Raw genomic sequence first — 18,886 nt, forward strand, 5'->3', positions numbered from 1 at the left:
TTCCTAATTAATTTCCCTATAAGCCTCAGCTGCTTCACTTAAAGTAGACCCGATAAGTTTTACGCCGATTTCATTGCCAAATCTTCTAATTTCTTCTATCATTCTCTCCATTGTCTCCCTGCGGAAATTCCTGGGATCCGAATAATCAAAAATATTGTGTGTAAGTGGAACAAGGACTTTTAAGGAAAGTTTTTCATCTACTTGCCTTTTCATAACTTTCCTTATAATAAACCCATGATTTTTTGCGTCAGTAAACTCAACACGCAGATCCTGAGGGTGTAAACCGCCCCAAACCATAGTTTCCCAATCTACTGAAATAGGTATCTCTACAATATCAAGTCCACCTTCCAGCATCCTATTGTAAGGGTTTGCATAATGGACAAACAAAGGCGCCCCAGCCCAATTTGAAGCTGCTGATGTCAGCTTTCTGCCAGGAAAAGACGAACTTGAATGCCTTAAACCAGCTTTATACATTGCCTGAAAAGTATAGTCGTTTGCACTTCCAAAACCTGTCCGAACTGATACAGGACGTATACCTAGTATTTTTTCAAAGGATTCAATTGCCCTTTCCATTATCTCCAGTTGGACCTCCATTGAGTATGTTCCCATATATCCACTGGGATAACCCGACTCATCAGGGTGTAAATGTAGTGCAAGTTCATGGCCAGCTTCATGTTTTTTGATAAGAAGGTCCGGCATATACTTTATCTCCTCAGGCATTAAGAAAAGAGTTCCCTTCCAACCAACATCTTCAAGTATATTGCAAAACCCTTCTATTGCACGTTTTCCCAAATCAATATTGTTAACTTCTTTTCTGCAACTTTCACAATCTATAGTCCAGCATATGTAGAAACTCACCAAACATACCTCCTTAAACTTCTTTTTGATACATTAGTTAAGTCTCACATCTTTATAAATAGAGTCTTTACAGATAGAGACTTAACTAATGCAATCTATTATTCTACTTTCTCAATTCAGCTATAGTTTCTTTTATAGCCCAGGCAATATAGTCAAAATCTTCATACTGCATTCTGGCAAAAACAGGCACATTAAATAACTGTCTCATAATTTTAGCTGTTATGGGAGTATCATCTCCATTATATCCTCTCTCCTTGAATACTGTCCACTTATATACAGGTCTGTAGTGAATTGTAACTCCAATTTTGTATTTTTCTTTCAATATTTTTATAAACTCCTCTTTAGGTTTGCCTACCTTTTCGTCGTTAAAAAGAAGAGTATATAAATGATATACATGTTCATAACCTTCAGGCACATAAGGTGTGGTTATTTCTTCTACATCCTTTAACTTTTCACTTAAATATTCTGCAAACTTTTTCCTTATGCATGCGTTTTTATCTACTTTCTTTAACTGGGTAAGCCCAACAGCGGATTGCAGTTTTGTCATTCTATAATTGCTCCCCAATTCTACCACATCATCAACAGGACCGTATTTAAACCCAAAAGACTTTATTCTTTCCAACCTGGTAAAATACTCTTCGTTATTCGTTGTTATAGCTCCACCTTCTCCTAATGTAGACATATTTTTATTGGACTGGAAACTAAACACTGACATATCGCCAAAACCGCCAATTTTTTTGCCCTTATATTTTGAACCTACTGCATGTGCCGAATCATATATTACTTTTATTCCATATTTTTTTGCCAATCTTTCAAATCCTTCTATATCAGCTGATAGTCCTGCAAAGTGTACAGGTATTACAGCTTTAGTCCTTTCAGTTATTTTTTCTTCTACCTTTGCCGGATCCAGGTTATATGTTCTTGGATCAATGTCGGCAAATACTGGCTTTGCTCCTTTAAGTAAAATGCATGTAGCAGTACAAATAAACGTAAGCGGTGTTGTTATTACTTCATCTCCTGGTCCTATATCCAATATTTGTAATGCCAGGTCAAGTCCTGTTCCACAGGAATTTACTGCACTTGCATATTTACACTCTTCATATTCAGCAAAAGCCTTTTGAAATTCAGTTTCCTCCGGAAGACGGAAAAATCCCTTTGCTTCTGTAACACAAGGATTAAGTATCTTCAAGACAGCATCAATATCATCCTGCTCGTATATAGCACCAAGACCATACCATGGTAAATTTCTGATTTTCATAACATATGACCTCCTGTTTAAATTTTAAATTTCTGTTTAATTTTTTTTATTTATTTATTTAACTTTTTAACTTTCTCTTTATTTAATTTAAGGTAATTTATCTAAATACAGCTATACAGCTAATTTATCTAAATTCTATATCTCAACCTTTCTCCCTGTAATTGCAGATTCTTCAACAGCCGCCAAAATCCTGTTGGTTTTATATCCTTCTTTTCCGGATACAATGGGTTCTCTGCCCTCAACTATTGCGTTTACAAAATCGTTTATAAGAGGATAGTGTACATTTTGATGGTTTTGTATCATAGTATTTGTAATTTCTTTCCCAAGCCCTTTTATTATCCGTGGATTCAATTGGACTTCAATATTTTCACTATCGCATGGTGCCAGTTTTACTCTTCCTAACGTACCCAGTATTTCAAATTCATCAGACCATAACTTGCTGTTCCAATTAAAACTTGCTAAACAGTGGGCGCGGTTTTCCATTTCCATAATAACACTGCATGAGTCTTCTACTTCATAACTATGAGTTTGAGTGGTCATAATACTGCAAACAAATTTAGGCATACCAACAAGATCAATCATCATATCAAACTTATGGCTGCCCATATCCCATAAAGGCCCGCCTCCTGCTTTAGCTTTTTCAACCCTCCATGCCTTAGGGTCATTCTTATCAGGATTATACCAGGTATGGTATAAAATCCTTATCTGTATGATGTCTCCTATAATGCCTTCATTAATTATCCGTTTTACTTCTTCAAGTTTTGGGAAAAACCTTCTAAAATATGCTACCCCAAGCTTTACATTTTGCTTTTCAGCTTCTTTAATTAGTTCTTCACATTCACTATTTTTCAAAGCCATAGGCTTTTCAACAAGGACATGTTTCCCCCTTTTTAGTGCTTTAAGAGCGGGTCCATAATGCAGAAAAATAGGTGTAGCAACATACACTGCATCTATTTCCTTATCTTCCAACATTTCATCAAGATCCAGGTACCTTTTTTGCACATTATGTTTTTCTCCAAAACTGTCCAATTCATTTTTGTACGGACTCATAACAGCCAATAGCCTGCTTTGAGGCTGGCTTTTAATTGCCGGCGCAACTCTTTTATTGGAAATGTCTCCACATCCTATCAATCCCCAATTTACCATAAACTAAACCTCCTATAACAATAATTTGACTTTATAATTAATCATTAAAAAGTTAGTATCAATAGCTACCTGTTCAATGTAACGCTTTATCATGTGCTTTGTTGCAATACCTTGCCTTATTATTGCCTTATTATCATATTTCTCTAACTCTTGTAATTATTTTGTTTAACCCCCGGAAAAACTCATCGAATACACCTGCAATAGCAAGAGCAATTTCTACTTCCTTCCCTTCTTCCCATGTACCCGGCGTAAGTCTTGAAAACTCAAGAGTTGCCTCTGCTTCCGGAGGAGTAAGAATATCGGGCACAAGTTTTGGTATAATAGCATCTATATTTTCAACTTCTTCCCCACTATACAGTTTCCAGAAAACCTTGTACGGTGTCCTGTAAAACATGTTTCCAATACGTTTTAATTCGTTTTGAATTAACCATATACTATCAAAATATTCCGGAGCGTTAGCATAAAACCTTAAACGCCCCTTCATTAGCCTGCAAAACCTGCTGCTATCGAATATTAAAAGTTGTGGCTGAATTGGGACACTGGCTAATTCTTTTTTCCAATCTTCTATATTATCTTTGCTCTCCTTAGGTACTAATGTAATATAATCACGTAATATCCCTTTTACTATTTGAAGTGCTTTAAATAACCTACCCTCCAATGCGGATAATTCAGGTTCTTCATATAATTCAGGCACTTCATAATGTTTTCCCAGAGCATAAAATATCTCATCGATGACGGTTGTAACCTCAGGCTCTAAAAATACTTCTTTTGCCATTCTCAAAGATTCCAGTTTACCTCGTATTGTCCTTTTTAATACTATTGACACTGCAGATTGTACAGGTGGCGTAAAATAATGCATCATCCTGCTATGAAGCGGGTACTTGCTCTCAAAAGCACCCAGGTTTATTGCCGGGTCTATTCCACGTATATAAGGGCCATAATATGAAATAAACTTTTTTAAATGGAAGTATTCGTCTTTTTCACACCAAGGCTTTCTGGAAAATTCCATATTTGAACGTTCAAGCTCTTTTTCATTACTACACCTATATATACTCCATTGTCTGTATTCAGGGTAATATGTAAAATCGTCCGTATATTCATCCCAGGTAAGATTTATGCCAGGTAAATGTTCCAGTATACGGATCCATTTAGGAAACCTTTTGCACAGGTCTAAATGGATTTCCCCAACTGCAGTTGACATAGCACACCAGTCATCTACAGTCATACTATTAGAACAAATAAATCTTGTATCAAAATCGCTCATGCCTGGAATCAAATCCTCAAAAGTCCATTTACCGGCTATAGCTTCTATTTTGGGAATATCCCTTTTACACTCAGTATAATAAGTTTCTATAAAGTCTTTAAAATCATTTTCCGGGCATGGTTCAAAAATTATTGACAATATAGCCAAACCCCTTTATAAAATTCTGGTTACAAGATATATTACTAGTTATAAACCATATTATATTTTATATTAATAGTGTTAACTTTATTATAGTGTTAACTTTATTATATCTATTAAAAAAGTATGTGTCAATATATATAATTATTTTTTGTACATAATTTATACATAATTTTTATACATAACCTACATATCACCTTGTCATATTAGTTTACTACATCATTTTATCTGCCAGCTTCTGAGCTTCAAGAGCTGCTTTGGTGGATTTTAATGCATCTATGGTATCCACTACAGGCTTATGACTACTGTCCTTTATGCCCTTAAAGAAGTCTTCTGACATTGTAAAATTCCTGCTTTCTACCGGCACTTCCATAGGGGCTTTAGTATCGGTGCATAGAATTACTTTCGGGTCTAAAGTAAATACTTCAATCTGTCCTTTGGTGCCCACTATGAAAAATCTGCAATCACCATGCAGCGGGAAAGCATCGGGAGTAAGCCAGTCTACTCTAATAAAACCTGTGCTTCCATCGGTCATTTTGAGTAATACCTCACCATTATCCTCAAAGTCCTTAAATTGCATAAATCTTCTATTTGAATGTGCTGCTCCAATTATTGATTCAACCTCTGCACCTGTAAACCACCTGAATACGTCAATATCATGCACTGACAGGTCATTGATTATCCCGCCGTATTGCTCTCTATTAAATACCCAGTCAGGTCTTGAGGCCGGATTTAACCTGTGTGGTCTGAATGAAACACAATTAACTATTTCCCCTATTTCACCGGCTTCAATAAGCTTCTTTGCAGTATAAAGGGGAGGATTGTACCTTTCAGTAAGCATAAAATACAGCTTGGTTTCTGCCTTGTTTTTTATAAACTCCTCTATTCTCTCCAAATCCTCAATTGTGGTAACCAATGGTTTATCAGCAATAACATGTTTTTTTGCTTCCATTGCTTTTAATATAATATCCGCCTTTGTATTGTTTACAGCAGCTGTAACAATAACATCAGCATCAGTCTTTTCAAGAAGCTCATCAATATTAGAATACGCGGCGGCATTAAACCTTTCCTTTCCCATTTCTCTAAATTTGCTGTTTTCATCGGCTACGCCAACAACTTTAATGCCTTCAATTTTTAATGCTTCCTCCATAAATCCATATACATGGAAATGTGCAAGACCGGCAATTCCTATCTTAAAATTCATTTTCATCTTCTCCTTTCATTTTTCATTTATTAGCAAATTCGTTTCATGCTTATATAGGCGAGAAACTTCTTAATGCCCGGGTTAATTTAAGTTTCCAGTATTTGCTTTATTTGCTCCCTTTGTGATTCACTTAAAACAATTTTCCCAGCTTGGGCATTACTTTCCAACTGCTCCGGTGTTGACGAAGAAGGTATGACAGGACCCATGCTAGGTAAAGTGAGCATATAAGAAATTGCAAGCTGATTTAGCTTTATTCCCCACTCTTTTGCTAATTCTGCCAGCTTCCTAACTTTTTCATGGGTTATCTTGTCCTGATAAACCGATTTGTCACCCTCATCATATAGCCTGTCGCCAGGACCCACTTTTTCAATATCCAAATATCTTTCTGTCAAAAGTCCTCTAGCCAGGGGGCTCCATGCAATGTAAGATATACCTGACTCTGCCGCATAAGCTAATGTCCCTTTTTGTTTTTCATTTTCACCGTTTAAAATGTCAAACTGATTTTGTACAGCAATAATTCTGCATCTTATAGACATTTTTTCTTCTACCATCTTATACATTGATAACTGCACTGGTGTAAAATTTGATACCGCAAAATAACGTATCAGGTCCCGCTTTACTAAATCCTCTATTGCAGCAAGGCTTTCTTCTATTGGAGTAATTGGGTCGAAAGCGTGAAAATAAAGTATGTCTATGTATTCCAACTGAAGCCGCTTAAGACAAGCATAAACCGAATCAAGAATGTTTACTCTGGAGAGACGGCTATGGTTCGGTGTTATTCCATCCATTCCACCAAATATTTTTGTTGCTAAAACAATATTTCTTCTCTGGTCGGGGTTTGATTTAAACCATTTTCCTATAATCCTTTCAGAATTTCCCGTACCATTATTATAACGGTTAGCTGTATCCCAAAAAGTAACTCCTAACTCCAAGGCCCGGTCAAAGATTTTAAATGCAGTCTTTTCATCCACCCTGGATCCGTCCCCTGTTTCGGGATAACCGAATTTCCACGTGCCTAATCCAATGTTAGAAGCTCTCAAACCTGATTTGCCTATTAGACGGTAAGGCATTCCGTTAAACTCTTCGGTTGACCATGGTATACCCTGTGCCATGTTACCCCTCCTTGTATAATAGTTCTTGTACACTATAGCACTTATATAACTATTCAGTTACAAATTACCACATGAAGATAGCTTTGTCAAATAAAATTTTACTCAATAACTTAATATTTACTTTTCAATAGATTATGATATCATTTAATATAATTAAAGAGAGTTTGAGAAAAAATCAATGGAGGCAACAATGATATACTTTACATTCTTTGCATTTTCGATATTGAGGGGTCTTAATGCAATAGCTGTTAAAATGGCCCAGAAAGGGCATATAAAAAATTTGCATGATTCCATTTATTTTACTATACTTTTTTCATTTTTCCAGCTTGTTTTTATTTTCCTGATTCCTCCATGGTATAAGTATACATTCAGGCCGGATATGTTTCTATACCCGGCCTGCTTTGCCATATTTTATTTAATTTCCTACATACTGCTTATTAGTTCCCTGAAGGAAGGCCCAACATCCCTGACTAATGTAGTATACAGTTTCCAGTCAATTGTGCCTATAATAGTAAGCCTCATCCTGTGGAAAGAAAGCATGGGTGTATTTCAAGTTATAGGCCTGGTTTTATTTACTATAGTTTTGATATTATTCAACAAGGGTTCTTATAATGAAGGAGCCGAGTCCCGGAAAATAAGCCTTAAATGGGTTTTATTAGCCGGTTCCAGTACCCTTGCAGTAGGTATAGCTGTAATATTTACAAAGCAGTATATGTTGACATATGATGGTTTTATTAAAGAATATTTAATCATATATAACCTTATTGTAGCAATACTAGGTTTACCATACTTAACTGCCTTGGTCCTTATGAAAAAGCAAAACTTCCCTTTTAATAGTAAGTTTTTACTTTATACTGCTTCACCTGCCCTTATAACTGATATAACCAATATGATTTATATGTTTTACATAACAAAGTTCAAGTCTGCCTTATTTTTCCCTCTAATGAGTATACTTAATATAATTTCCGTAGTAATATTCAGCCGGATTATTCTAAAAGAAAGCGTTTCAAGGACTGCTTATGCAGGAATAATACTAAGTTTTGCAGCAATTTATCTATTAGGAACTAAATAAATTCACAATCAGTAGATTTTCTATTATAATATAAATAGAAAAATTATAGTATAATCAAGCAAAGAAAAATGGGAAAGGTGAATGCTTTTTTATGATGGCCAAGGTTAAACAAAACGACAAATATCAAGTTTTCATGAATAAAGCCAGCGAAGTATTTAAAAAGTCAATCCCTTTTAAAATTTATAATTTATCTAATAAAGAAATATCCGGAACTAATATACACACCCATGATTACATGCAAGTATGGTATGTTAAAAAGGGATGTTTAGAGCATTTAGTAAATGATAAAAGCCATCTTCTTGTAAAAGGTACTATTTTTGTACTCCCCCCTTTTGTACCTCATCAGGTCAACCTTGCTTCGGAAGAGGAGGTAAATATAATTGGCTGTGAATTTGTAACAGATTTTATTAATCAAAATATAACATATGACACAAATAACCCGTATATAAATTCCTCTCTTTTCGATTTTGCCTACCTACAGCCTTTTCTTGTATCTACTGAAGATATCAAGCCAGGACTCCTATTAAGTGGCAGCATTCAAAATAAGGTGGAATCTCTATTCGATGAAATGTTGTATGAATTTAACCATGAGCAGAAATATTTTGAAATTAACATAAAAGCAGACCTCCTAAAGCTTCTTGCCATTATATCCAGAGAATATGAAAGGGAATATATAAAACAGGGTAGTGAAAAAACCTTTGAATTGTTTGAAAAATATAGAGATGCAATAAATAAAACCATAATTTATATAAATGAAAATTACAATGAAGACTTAAGCCTGGAAGATGCCAGTAAAATGTCCATGATGTCCCAGGCATACTTCAGTTTTATTTTCAAACAAATAACAGGTAAAACTTTCGTAGAGTATAAAAATGCTCTCCGCATTGCTAAGGCAATAGACCTCATGAATGACAAAAATATGTCCATTACCGATATCTGTTATGCCATAGGATTTAACGATACCGCCTATTTCAGCAAAATATTCAAAAAAGATACCGGCATGTCTCCCAGGCAATACAGGAAGGCATTTCTCCCAAAGTAACTTGCCACAGATGCAAAGTATCTTATCGCAAGTTAACAGGGGTATATTCCGGTAATTTCTTTTCTATAAATTTTATGTTAAACTTTGCAAACCTTTGAAGGCCTTTTTCAATTTTTATTTCAGGCCAGCCGTCACCAATTAAAGGCATTGCATAACGTATAAAATCATCGGTAACATCCACGCCGTCTTTGGTAATCCAATGGGAAGGCATATATCTTACTGAGTTTGCAACTTTCTCTAAAGGCACCTTGTCAAAAACAGCTTTATAAGTAGTTCCTGGAGCTCTCAAAATCGTAGCCATCCATCCTGTCCCTTCATTTATACCTATTTCTACAGCTTTTTTCCCAACCTCATATGCTTCTTCAATATCTACTTTAGATGCATGAATAGAAACAGATCTCTGGAGAACACCCGGCACCTGTCCCGTTACATTTCCTCTGGCATTAAGTCCTACGCTATTTAGATAGTTTACTACTTTTTGGGCTACGGTTGTTTTACTGGCACCATATTCAATGTGTCCAAAGCCGTCATAAGATTCTCCCAAATCACCCGCATCGAATCCTTCGTTAACTACTACAATACAGCGTCCGGTTTTTTTAAGCTGCCTGTTTACATTCTCAGCAAGTGACTCAAGTGTATGATGGGATTCTGCCATGTATAGTTGGAGAGGTATTTCCCTATCAGGGTCGCCAAGCCTTGCAGCTGCAGTAATAAAGCCGGATTTTCTTCCCATAGCTTGTAACACTGAAACACACTCGGAAACACTTATCCCCTTATTTTCCTCATTAACATTTTGTATAAGATATGCCCAATATCTTGCAGCGCTTCCATAACCGGGCGTATGGTCAATAATAGTAAATTCTTCGTCACCTATATCATTGTCAATAGTTTTCGGTACTCCAGTTACAACAAGCTCAACACCCTTTTCTTGTGCAAGCTTTGAAACTTTACTAGCAGTATCCATTGAATCATTGCCGCCAATGTAAAAGAAATAACCGATATTATGAGCCTTTATAACCTCGATAATACGTTCAAAATCCTCCCTTTGGTTTTCTTTTAGCTTATATCTGCAGGTTCCGATTACACCGGCAGCAGGAGTATAGCGTAAAAGTTCAATCTCTTCCCGGGGCTGGGATGAAATATCAATAAGTTCCTCAAACAAGACACCCTCAATACCATGCCAGCCGGCATATACTTTACCGATATGGTCAGAGTAAGAAAAACACCCATCAATTACTCCCTGGAGGGATGCATTTATTACTGGAGACGGTCCTCCGGATTGTGCAACAAGGGCGTTCTTTTTCATTCTTCACTCCTCCTTCATATACTTACAAATAATTTTACTGAGTATGTTCTACTTTAAAGTTAACGCCTCTATTTCTTTCTACATTATAGCATAAATTTTTATCTTTTTGCTTTATCCCAAAAAACACAAACACTATGATTAAATCAAATATAAAAGTTATTAAATACAGCAATTGGAAATTGCCATACTGGGAAACCGCATTACTTATCAAAGGCAGATGTCCCAGTAAATATCCTCCCAAGACAGGAGCCAGAATTGTTCCAAGCCCATAAACTGCGCCAAACCATGATTCATAAATAGTTCTATTATCTTCCGGCATAAGGTCGTACCTATAATTTAATAAGGCAACGTTAAAACCTCCATTTCCAATTCCTGACATTATAGAGGCTATAAAAAGCAGGAAGTATGTTTGTTTAGTTAAAAAAGCATATACAAGGACCTCTGCGATTATAAAGAATGCGCCTACTCTCAATACAAATTTTATGCCCTTTTTCCACTCAATTTTACTCCAAAAGTTTGTGCTTACAATCATAAAAATATAAGACAAAACTGTTATGGAAGATATAAATTTATAATCAAATTCCATATACCTTATAAGGTATAACGGCGTATATGAAACAGAGGTAAACAATCCCAGGTAGAATAAAAGCACGAATATAAGATATTGCCTGTATTCCTTATTTTCCCACGGCTCAAAAATCTGTTTGGAGTTTACCCTTTTGTTACCATTTACCGAGTTCTCCGGTTCTTCAATGTTAATCAATATCACAGCATCAATTATAGATAAAACAAGGCTTGTCACAAATACTATAAAAAATCCGACGTAGCTTTTATTTAAAGCATCCAGAATGAACCCCATAACTATGGTAAACAATGTAAATGATATCCTTAGCCAAAACATCCTGGCATATATGAATTCCTTCCGGGTATCTTTAGGTACTGTATTCATCATCCAGACAACATTGCCGGTACTAAAAAAGCTCCATAAGATATTTCCCGTGATAACCATAATTGTCAACACAAATAATGTTATTTTATTGTTGTAAATAATAAGAGGCAAAAATATAGTTGAACAAACCAATAGGCGTGAAAGAATGTTGAAGGTTATTATTATCTTTTTTCTTCTTTTCATTCTTTCAAAAAGCAATGAAGAGGCAAGGGCTACTACTGAAGCCCAGCCTAATGAATTATTCAGAAGTCCCGTTAAAAAGTCCGAACCTCCGAGTAATACTATATATCCCGAGAGGAATATTCCTGACGTAAGGACTATTGCAGCATTTATTACAACTCCGTCAAGTATAAATAGTTTCTGGACGCGACTACGTTTCTTATATCTATTTAAATAAAAACTTCTAAATATTGTACTTACCTTGATTCGTTCTAAGTATTGGAGCTTCTCCATCTTAAAAAGCTAGTTTTCCCCCCTGCATAACTTCTCAATTGCTGACTTTCATCTCTAACCTCTTACCTCTAACTTCCAACTTCTCACCTTCCACCATTAAATTGGTACCAATTTAAGAGCATTTCCTGAGTAAATTTTGTCTAATACTTCTCGAGGAAGCCCCAGGCTGTTAAGAAACTCCTGGTGTCTATTATCAAAATAGTCTCTTGCATAAAGCACTCTATCTTGAAATTCAATTAAAAATTCTTTTGCAAATTCAGGGTCTCTGGACAAGGCATTACAGCCCGAACCTGCCGAAAGGTCACAATAAAGATTGGGGTATTTTCTTAACATATCAATAAGCTTTCCTCCAGGCAGTACTTTTCCTTTTGGATAAGGTTCCTTATCATATTTATCATCCCCGGATATATGTGCCCAAAATCCAGGGGCATGACCAAGAAATATGGTTTCAGGACAAGCCTTTATTGCCCTTTCAAAGGCATCAATTCCCCCGCCGTACCACCAATTGGGCCTGGGATATTTTCTTCCTGTATCAAATTCATAGTCTATATGTACTATAACAGGAAGTCCTTTTTCACCGCAAAACTTATATATTCTTATTGCATCAGGATTATCATACATCATACGAAGTTTCAACTCACCGTAAACACGAACTCCATAAATCTCGATTGCAGCTCTTAATCTATCTATTGCGTCAGGTTTTCTCGGATCGGGAGCAAATCCAAGGACAAACTTATCAGGTGCTCTTTCAACATAAGACAGACACCTTGCAAAGGATATGGGTCCACCAGCATTAGCTGCATCTACATTAATACAATAATTGTATGAAGGGTCATACTCATCCGGAGGGCACTCCCAGGTTAACAGCCATGTTTTATCAATATTATATTGTTTCATGTTCTCAAGAAATCTTTCAAGATTGTGTCCATGCCAATCAGCATGATTATGGGCATCAATTATCATAAATCTATACACCTCCTGATTTTATTTTTCATTTGACCAATTTTATTTCACTTGAATTCATCATTTTAATAAAATTACTTTCATGTTCTGCATAGGCTTTATATGATGAAGTACTTCCATTTGGCCTATATTCAATTTCACGCCTGAAAGGCGGTTTCAATTCTAGTAATTGGAAAGATTCTTTGTTTTCAATAAACCTTCTTAATGCCCTTTCTGCCCCTTCTTTTATTAATTCACGGGCTTTCTCAGGATGAAAATGTACTGCAGCCAGATTCCTGTTCCTGTACCCTTCAGTATCATAATTATCGCCTGTCCCAGGCGTTAATCCCCTCTTAACAGCTACTGTCTCTATACCTTTAATAAGTGCAGCAGCCTCTTTTGTAAATGCCTCATCTCCCGCAGCAAATATTGACCTTACTCCCAGGTAAGCAGCACACATGGCAAGTTGGCCAAATTCACCAACAGATATACCGTTTATCTTGTAGTCCAGTACATTAAACCACCCAGTATGGGCCATGTGAGCATATTCAGTACCTGCCTTTGCATGCTGTCCTACCCATGCTACAGCGTCAAAATCTTTAGTTAAGGTAAACGGCCAGGGGCCAGGAAAACCTCTTACATACATCGTCCTATTATCCAGCAAAGATTGTGTGATCCCCCCATATCCATGACCATCTGCCACATATATTTCTGTAGCTCCTGCTGCATAAAAGCCTTCAACAGCAGCATTTACTTCCAAAGTAAGGAGCTTCTTCCCCTCTTCATAGTACCTTCCAGCCGGAGTTACCCAATCGTCATGGTTTAAAACGCCACAAACTCCTTCCATATCAGTCATTATGAAAATTTTCATATAATATTGCCCCCTCATATTATTTGTTTTTTCGATAAAAACTTAAATTTCGGTAATTGCTTATATTCATGTCTCAATGCTTATATTAACACTGGTATCGCAATAAAGCAATATAAAAAAATTAAAAAACTGCAGGATACGTAATCGTTCCTGCAGTCCGGCTTGATATTTTGGTCATTAATGCTTTCAAATGTATTATTTGTTCAGAATTTCCATGGCCTCTGCACGGTAGGAATCCATGACATAAGGTATCTTTGTGACCTTGGCGCATTCTTCGGTCAAGGACATCAAGTCATCTCTCGACATGGAGGCTATGTTAAAGCATCTGGCGCCAGCCATCAACTGTTGTAATCCAACCTTGAGCTTATCGACATAACTGTATACTCCGATAGCACCAAGAGGAATATTCTTTATTTCAGACCCACCGACAATATCTTTGACCTTTTCATAGCAGACAAATATTTCTTCAGGCGTTGTACCGAACTCACTTACTGTCTTTGGAAGATCATTTTCCTTAATCCATTTCTCTATATTCTTTCCGACCATACCAGGGATCATAAGGGCACGTCCCATACATACAGCCTTGACAAACGGTGCACCGAGAGCCAATGCCTTGAATATTCCGTCTTCAGAGCTGAAACCACCTGCAAATGCAAGGTTTGGCACTCTTTCTCCCTTATCGTCAAGTATCTTGGCAAATTCATACGAGGCTGAATGCAGGTAAATGGATGGTACACCCCACTCTTCCATCATTCTCCACGGGCTCATTCCGGTTCCACCGGGAGCGCCGTCGATTGTCAGAAGATCGATTTTTGCCTTGGATGACCATTTAATGGCCATAGCCAGTTCACGCAGGCTATATGCGCCCGTTTTTAACGTTATTCTCTTAAAGCCCAGCTTGCGGAGCCTTTCCACCTCAGCATAGAAACCTTCCTCGTCGATAAATCCGAGACGGCTGTGGCGCTCAAATTCCTTGATGGCGCCATCTTTAAATGCGAGCTGGTTAATCGGATCGGAAGGGTCGGGAGTTACAATATACCCTCTCCTTTGAAGCTCCAACGCTCTTTCAAGAGAGTTGACCTTTATTTCTCCGCCTATACACTTGGCACCCTGTCCCCATTTCAATTCAATGGTTTCAATTCCATGTTTCTCAATAATATATTCAGCGACACCGAAACGCGTATCTTCAACATTCATCTGAATGAGAATTTCGCCATAGCCATTATGGTAACGCTTATATACTTCAATTCGCCTGTCTATATCAGGGGCTTTCCTGATTTTCATATTGTTGTCCAGTTCAAGCTCTGGATCGATTCCACAAACATTCTCACCACAAACTATTGTAATGCCTGATATGGCTGCGCCGACGGCAAAATGTTCCCAGTTCTTTCTTGCAATTTCAGTTGAACCCAGTGCGCCAGTGAATACAGGGACACTCATTTTTACCTTCGTGTCCCATCCGTATTCGGTTTCGGTGTTTACATCCGGGAATAGAGCAGTATCCGGATTTGCCTCCACTCCTTCAGGCAGTCCCCTACCTCCGAGTGCATATCCATGAATGTTCAAGTGAGAATAATCGACAGGATAGTTCTTGTCCCCACCCGCCGTTATTTCACCGTAAGGTCCCGGATAAATCAATTCTCTGCCGCGGAAAGTTGCCTTGAATACCTCACAGCCTCCCCTGCAACCGTCAACACATCTTGAGCACAGGCCGCTCATGGGAACCACACTCTTAGAACGATTGAAAGTCCTTGTAGAGTCATTTGCATTAGGTGTTTGAAGATTCATATTTATACCCCCTTGTAATTATTATGCACTTCATTATGCATTTACCTTTAATGAATCCAAACTAATAAGAAAGAAATATTTATCCTGAATTATAACATGAAAAAGTGGAATATGCAAGATTAATTTGTTGAAATTGCATTTTATATCATTCAAGATGTATCTTATATATCTTTAAAGCAGGATATATTGCAGTTGACAAAATTGTTGCAGATTTTGCAACTTATCTCCAATTTGCAAGATTTTATGCATTATGCATCATTTTCATGCAAGTAAATTATTTAACCTGGGTATCCACCTTATAAGATATATACAAGATGTAGTATTAAAAAAATTTTTATATAGAAATACCTTGTTTCGAAATTGTTATATTATATCTTATAAAACGCACGGATAAATCGTTAAAACCGTAATATTCATCTGCAAAAAACATGTGCCCAGACATTTCACCGGTAAAAACAGCATTAAGCTCTTTCATCTTTGCTTTAATTAGCGAATGGCCTGTTTTATAAAATACAGGTTTCCCGCCCAATCTCCCAATTTCTTTTACTAGTAAATCTGAATGGGCGCATTTTATTTTTATGAAGAAAATGCGCCCATTATTCGTCCAGTTAGGATTGAACCTGAACAGCTTTAAAGGCCTTTGCTCGCCATGTTCGGCATACTCATTATTTACACGAAACCTTCATCCACTTGGCATCATTGGCCTCATCGCTAGTCTTCACGTTAAGTGTTGAGCTGTCTACTAAGAATATATATGAAGTGGTTATAATTCTTGTGTGCGGATCTCTGTCCATATCTCTCCAGGTATAGTTACTGTCAAGTTTAAGTTGGCAATTTTCTTTTTCATTTTTCATCCACGTATTATGGAAAAACACCTCTCATTTTCTTTGCCTTCACAAGCCTTTCAAGAGCTACCATATATGCACCCATTCTTAATGTTGTATTTTTTTCTTTTGCCTTTTCCCAAACTTCATTAAAAGCTTGAATCATTATTTCTTCAAGTCTGGAATTAATTGTTTCTTCATTCCACAAAACAGCCTGATTGTTCTGCACCCATTCAAAATATGATACTGTAACACCACCTGCATTGGCTAGAATATCAGGAACAACAACTATTCCTCTTTCTTCAAGTATCTTATCTGCTTCAACAGTTGTAGGACCATTAGCCGCTTCTACAATAATTTTTGCTTTAAGCTGTTTTGCAATTTTCTCAGTTATCTGGTTCTCCAAAGCTGCAGGTATAAGTACATCAACGTCACATGTTAATAATTCCTCATTTGAAATACGCTTTATATTACCACCGGCAGGGTAACCTTCCAAAAGGTTTCTTCCACCATTGCTATCTATATATTTCTTTATATCAATTATATCCAGCCCGGATTCACAATACAGTCCGCCTGAAACATCACTTACTGCAATAACTTTACTCCCTAGGTTATAAAGAAGCTTTGCTACCGTCCCTCCTACGTTTCCCATACCCTGTATGGCAATTCTCGCTCCTTCTATTTGTATACCTATATGTTTAAGAATTTCTCTGGTTATATACATTACACCTCTTCCTGTAGCCTCTTTTCTCCCTAATGAACCACCAATCTCGACAGGTTTACCTGTAACCACACCATGTACGGTATATCCTTTAAACATACTGTAGGTATCCATAATCCATCCCATTATTTCCTCATTGGTGTTTACATCAGGAGCAGGTATATCCTTTTCCGGACCAATTAAAGGAAGAATCATTGCAGTGTATCTTCTCGTAAGTCTTTTGAGCTCATTCTTCGAAATTTCCCTAGGATCAACTTTTACAGCACCTTTAGCTCCTCCGTAAGGTAGATTTACAACGGCACATTTAAAGGTCATCCATGCAGCAAGCGCCTTTACTTCGTCCAGGTTAACATCCGGGTGATACCTTATCCCTCCCTTGCAAGGTCCTCTTGAACTTGAATGCTGTATCCGGTACCCTTCAAAAACCCGTATCGACCCATCATCCATTTCTACAGGTATGGAAACTTTCAACTCTCTTTCCGGGTTTTTAAGCGCCTCATAATCTCTCGGTTGAAGATTTAACATTTTCGCTGATTTTTCCAATACTTCAAGCATCTGTTCATATGCATTGTACTTTCGGTCATTCATGTGAATATCTTACCCCCTTAGAATTCTAAATTGTCTGCTAAAAAAATTTTTCTAAAAAATTTTCTAATCGAGATAATTATATTACTTTAAACGGTAATAATCAATCTTTTTTGAAAAAATTTATTCATTAAAAAAATAAGCGCCCCTTAAAATGAAAGTCAAATTGCATTTTTGCACTTATCACTTAAGGGGCTTTCTCTTATTCTTTTTACAAATGTTATAACTAAGAGATTTCCTAACTAATAGATTTCCATATACATTTCTGAGCTAACGTATACTTGCTACCGACTTTCTTATTATAAGTGAAGGTTCAAGTATTATTGAAACATCCTCATATTCATTAGATTCAAAACTTTCTAAAAGCATCTGGCAAGCCAGTTTCCCTGTCTCGAAGGCAGGCTGGTTTACTGTAGTTAGTGGTGGATTTACCATACAAGAAACTTCAATATTGTCGAAACCTACAATCGAAACATCCTCAGGTACACTGAGTCCATTATTGATAAGCTCCTGGATTGCTCCAAATGCAGTCATATCATTTACGGCAAAAATAGCGCTGGGCCTTTTTTCAAGCTGTAAAAACCTTTTTACCATTCTTTTCCCATTTTCAAATTCATACGTGGCATTTTCGTATTCCTCTTCCCTTTCACCAACTATAATATTTTCTTCCCTTATTTGTATATTATTTTTTAATAATGCCAGTTTATAACCCTCCAACGTATCTCTCCTGCTTACCTTCGTAAGGGGTGAAGTTATAAATGCAATATTCCTGTGTCCTTCATTAATAAGGTATTCTGTAGCTATTAGACCTCCTTTCACATAATTAAAACCTACCTTGCTGCACTTTAGTCCTTCAATATCCTGGTCTATGGTTACAATTTTTAATCCTTTCTTCTGCATTTCCCATAGAAATTTGCCGTTATCCCCTATAGAAGATATTATTATTCCCTTTACCTGCTTCTGATACAGTGTTTCTATGTACTTCTTTTCAGTAACAGGATCCCTAAAGGAATTGCATAGTAATATATTATAGCCCTTTTGCCTGGCTTCCAGCTCTATTCCAAGGATAATTTGAGGATAAAAAGGATTGGATATGGTAGGTATTATCACTCCAATATCCCTGCTATCGTTTTTCTTGAGCATTCTCCCCACCATATTCGGTGCATAATTAAGCTTTCGCGCTGCATCAAGTATTTTATAGCGCGTCTCTTCTTTAACAGGATACCCGCTGCCGCTAAGCACTCTGGAAACGGTAGCTGTAGAAGTACCTACTTCCTTTGCAATATCATATATTGTAGTCTTTTTATTTTCCGTTATATTTCTTCTGCCCATTGTCACTGCTCCAAATCATAT

Annotated in this window: 15 protein-coding genes and 1 pseudogene; 2 read left to right on the top strand and 14 right to left on the bottom strand. The window is 36.8% G+C overall.

Translation table 11 applies throughout. The annotated features are described in order from the left end of the window. Positions 1 to 3: 3 nt before the first annotated feature. The 6 genes from HPY74_00310 to HPY74_00335 all read right to left on the bottom strand — a co-directional run bounded on the left by HPY74_00310 (position 4) and on the right by HPY74_00335 (position 6,980). Positions 4 to 858, bottom strand: a complete 855-nt coding sequence (locus HPY74_00310; GenBank protein NSW89121.1) for a polysaccharide deacetylase family protein — start codon at positions 856 to 858, stop codon at positions 4 to 6. Between the two features lie 103 nt (positions 859 to 961). After that, positions 962 to 2,116 (bottom strand): DegT/DnrJ/EryC1/StrS family aminotransferase, encoded by a 1,155-nt coding sequence (locus tag HPY74_00315; protein ID NSW89122.1) that lies wholly within the window; start codon positions 2,114 to 2,116, stop codon positions 962 to 964. Between the two features lie 135 nt (positions 2,117 to 2,251). Then, positions 2,252 to 3,262 (bottom strand): Gfo/Idh/MocA family oxidoreductase, encoded by a 1,011-nt coding sequence (locus tag HPY74_00320; protein NSW89123.1) that lies wholly within the window; start codon positions 3,260 to 3,262, stop codon positions 2,252 to 2,254. Between the two features lie 133 nt (positions 3,263 to 3,395). Beyond that, entirely contained in the window at positions 3,396 to 4,664 is a 1,269-nt protein-coding gene (locus HPY74_00325; GenBank protein NSW89124.1) for a hypothetical protein, read from the bottom strand. 214 nt (positions 4,665 to 4,878) lie between these two features. After that, positions 4,879 to 5,868, bottom strand: coding sequence for a Gfo/Idh/MocA family oxidoreductase (locus tag HPY74_00330; GenBank protein NSW89125.1), 990 nt, complete (start codon positions 5,866 to 5,868; stop codon positions 4,879 to 4,881). Between the two features lie 86 nt (positions 5,869 to 5,954). Continuing rightward, the gene (locus HPY74_00335) at positions 5,955 to 6,980 is read right to left on the bottom strand and encodes an aldo/keto reductase (GenBank protein ID NSW89126.1); all 1,026 of its coding nucleotides are present in this window, start codon (positions 6,978 to 6,980) and stop codon (positions 5,955 to 5,957) included. 190 nt (positions 6,981 to 7,170) lie between these two features. Between HPY74_00335 and HPY74_00340 the strand changes: the two genes are divergently transcribed. Both HPY74_00340 and HPY74_00345 read left to right on the top strand, forming a co-directional pair. After that, positions 7,171 to 8,052: a hypothetical protein gene (locus HPY74_00340; protein NSW89127.1), complete on the top strand. Its 882-nt coding sequence runs from the start codon at positions 7,171 to 7,173 to the stop codon at positions 8,050 to 8,052. A gap of 91 nt (positions 8,053 to 8,143) precedes the next feature. After that, on the top strand, positions 8,144 to 9,094 hold the full coding sequence (locus HPY74_00345) for a helix-turn-helix transcriptional regulator (GenBank protein NSW89128.1): 951 nt from the start codon (positions 8,144 to 8,146) through the stop codon (positions 9,092 to 9,094). 22 nt (positions 9,095 to 9,116) lie between these two features. Here the strand turns inward: HPY74_00345 and HPY74_00350 are convergent, their stop codons facing one another. From HPY74_00350 to HPY74_00385, 8 genes and pseudogenes are all read right to left on the bottom strand, one after another. Beyond that, the gene (locus tag HPY74_00350) at positions 9,117 to 10,400 is read right to left on the bottom strand and encodes a diphosphate--fructose-6-phosphate 1-phosphotransferase (GenBank protein ID NSW89129.1); all 1,284 of its coding nucleotides are present in this window, start codon (positions 10,398 to 10,400) and stop codon (positions 9,117 to 9,119) included. 34 nt (positions 10,401 to 10,434) lie between these two features. After that, the gene (locus HPY74_00355) at positions 10,435 to 11,802 is read right to left on the bottom strand and encodes an MFS transporter (protein ID NSW89130.1); all 1,368 of its coding nucleotides are present in this window, start codon (positions 11,800 to 11,802) and stop codon (positions 10,435 to 10,437) included. Positions 11,803 to 11,898: 96 nt separating this feature from the next. Continuing rightward, a complete protein-coding gene (locus HPY74_00360) occupies positions 11,899 to 12,765 on the bottom strand; it encodes an amidohydrolase family protein (GenBank protein NSW89131.1) in 867 nt (288 codons plus the stop codon). 28 nt (positions 12,766 to 12,793) lie between these two features. Then, positions 12,794 to 13,615, bottom strand: coding sequence for a M55 family metallopeptidase (locus tag HPY74_00365; protein NSW89132.1), 822 nt, complete (start codon positions 13,613 to 13,615; stop codon positions 12,794 to 12,796). 195 nt (positions 13,616 to 13,810) lie between these two features. Next, complete coding sequence (locus tag HPY74_00370) at positions 13,811 to 15,403, bottom strand: FMN-binding glutamate synthase family protein (protein ID NSW89133.1); 1,593 nt, start codon at positions 15,401 to 15,403, stop codon at positions 13,811 to 13,813. 394 nt (positions 15,404 to 15,797) lie between these two features. Beyond that, positions 15,798 to 15,983: pseudogene (locus tag HPY74_00375) on the bottom strand (phosphomannomutase). Positions 15,984 to 16,264: 281 nt separating this feature from the next. Then, positions 16,265 to 17,536, bottom strand: a complete 1,272-nt coding sequence (locus HPY74_00380) for a Glu/Leu/Phe/Val dehydrogenase (GenBank protein ID NSW89134.1) — start codon at positions 17,534 to 17,536, stop codon at positions 16,265 to 16,267. A gap of 267 nt (positions 17,537 to 17,803) precedes the next feature. Further along, a complete protein-coding gene (locus HPY74_00385; protein NSW89135.1) occupies positions 17,804 to 18,865 on the bottom strand; it encodes a LacI family DNA-binding transcriptional regulator in 1,062 nt (353 codons plus the stop codon). Between the last annotated feature and the right edge of the window lie 21 nt (positions 18,866 to 18,886).

It is taken from the genome of Bacillota bacterium (genome assembly GCA_013314855.1).
Classification (GTDB): domain Bacteria; phylum Bacillota; class Clostridia; order Acetivibrionales; family DUMC01; genus Ch48.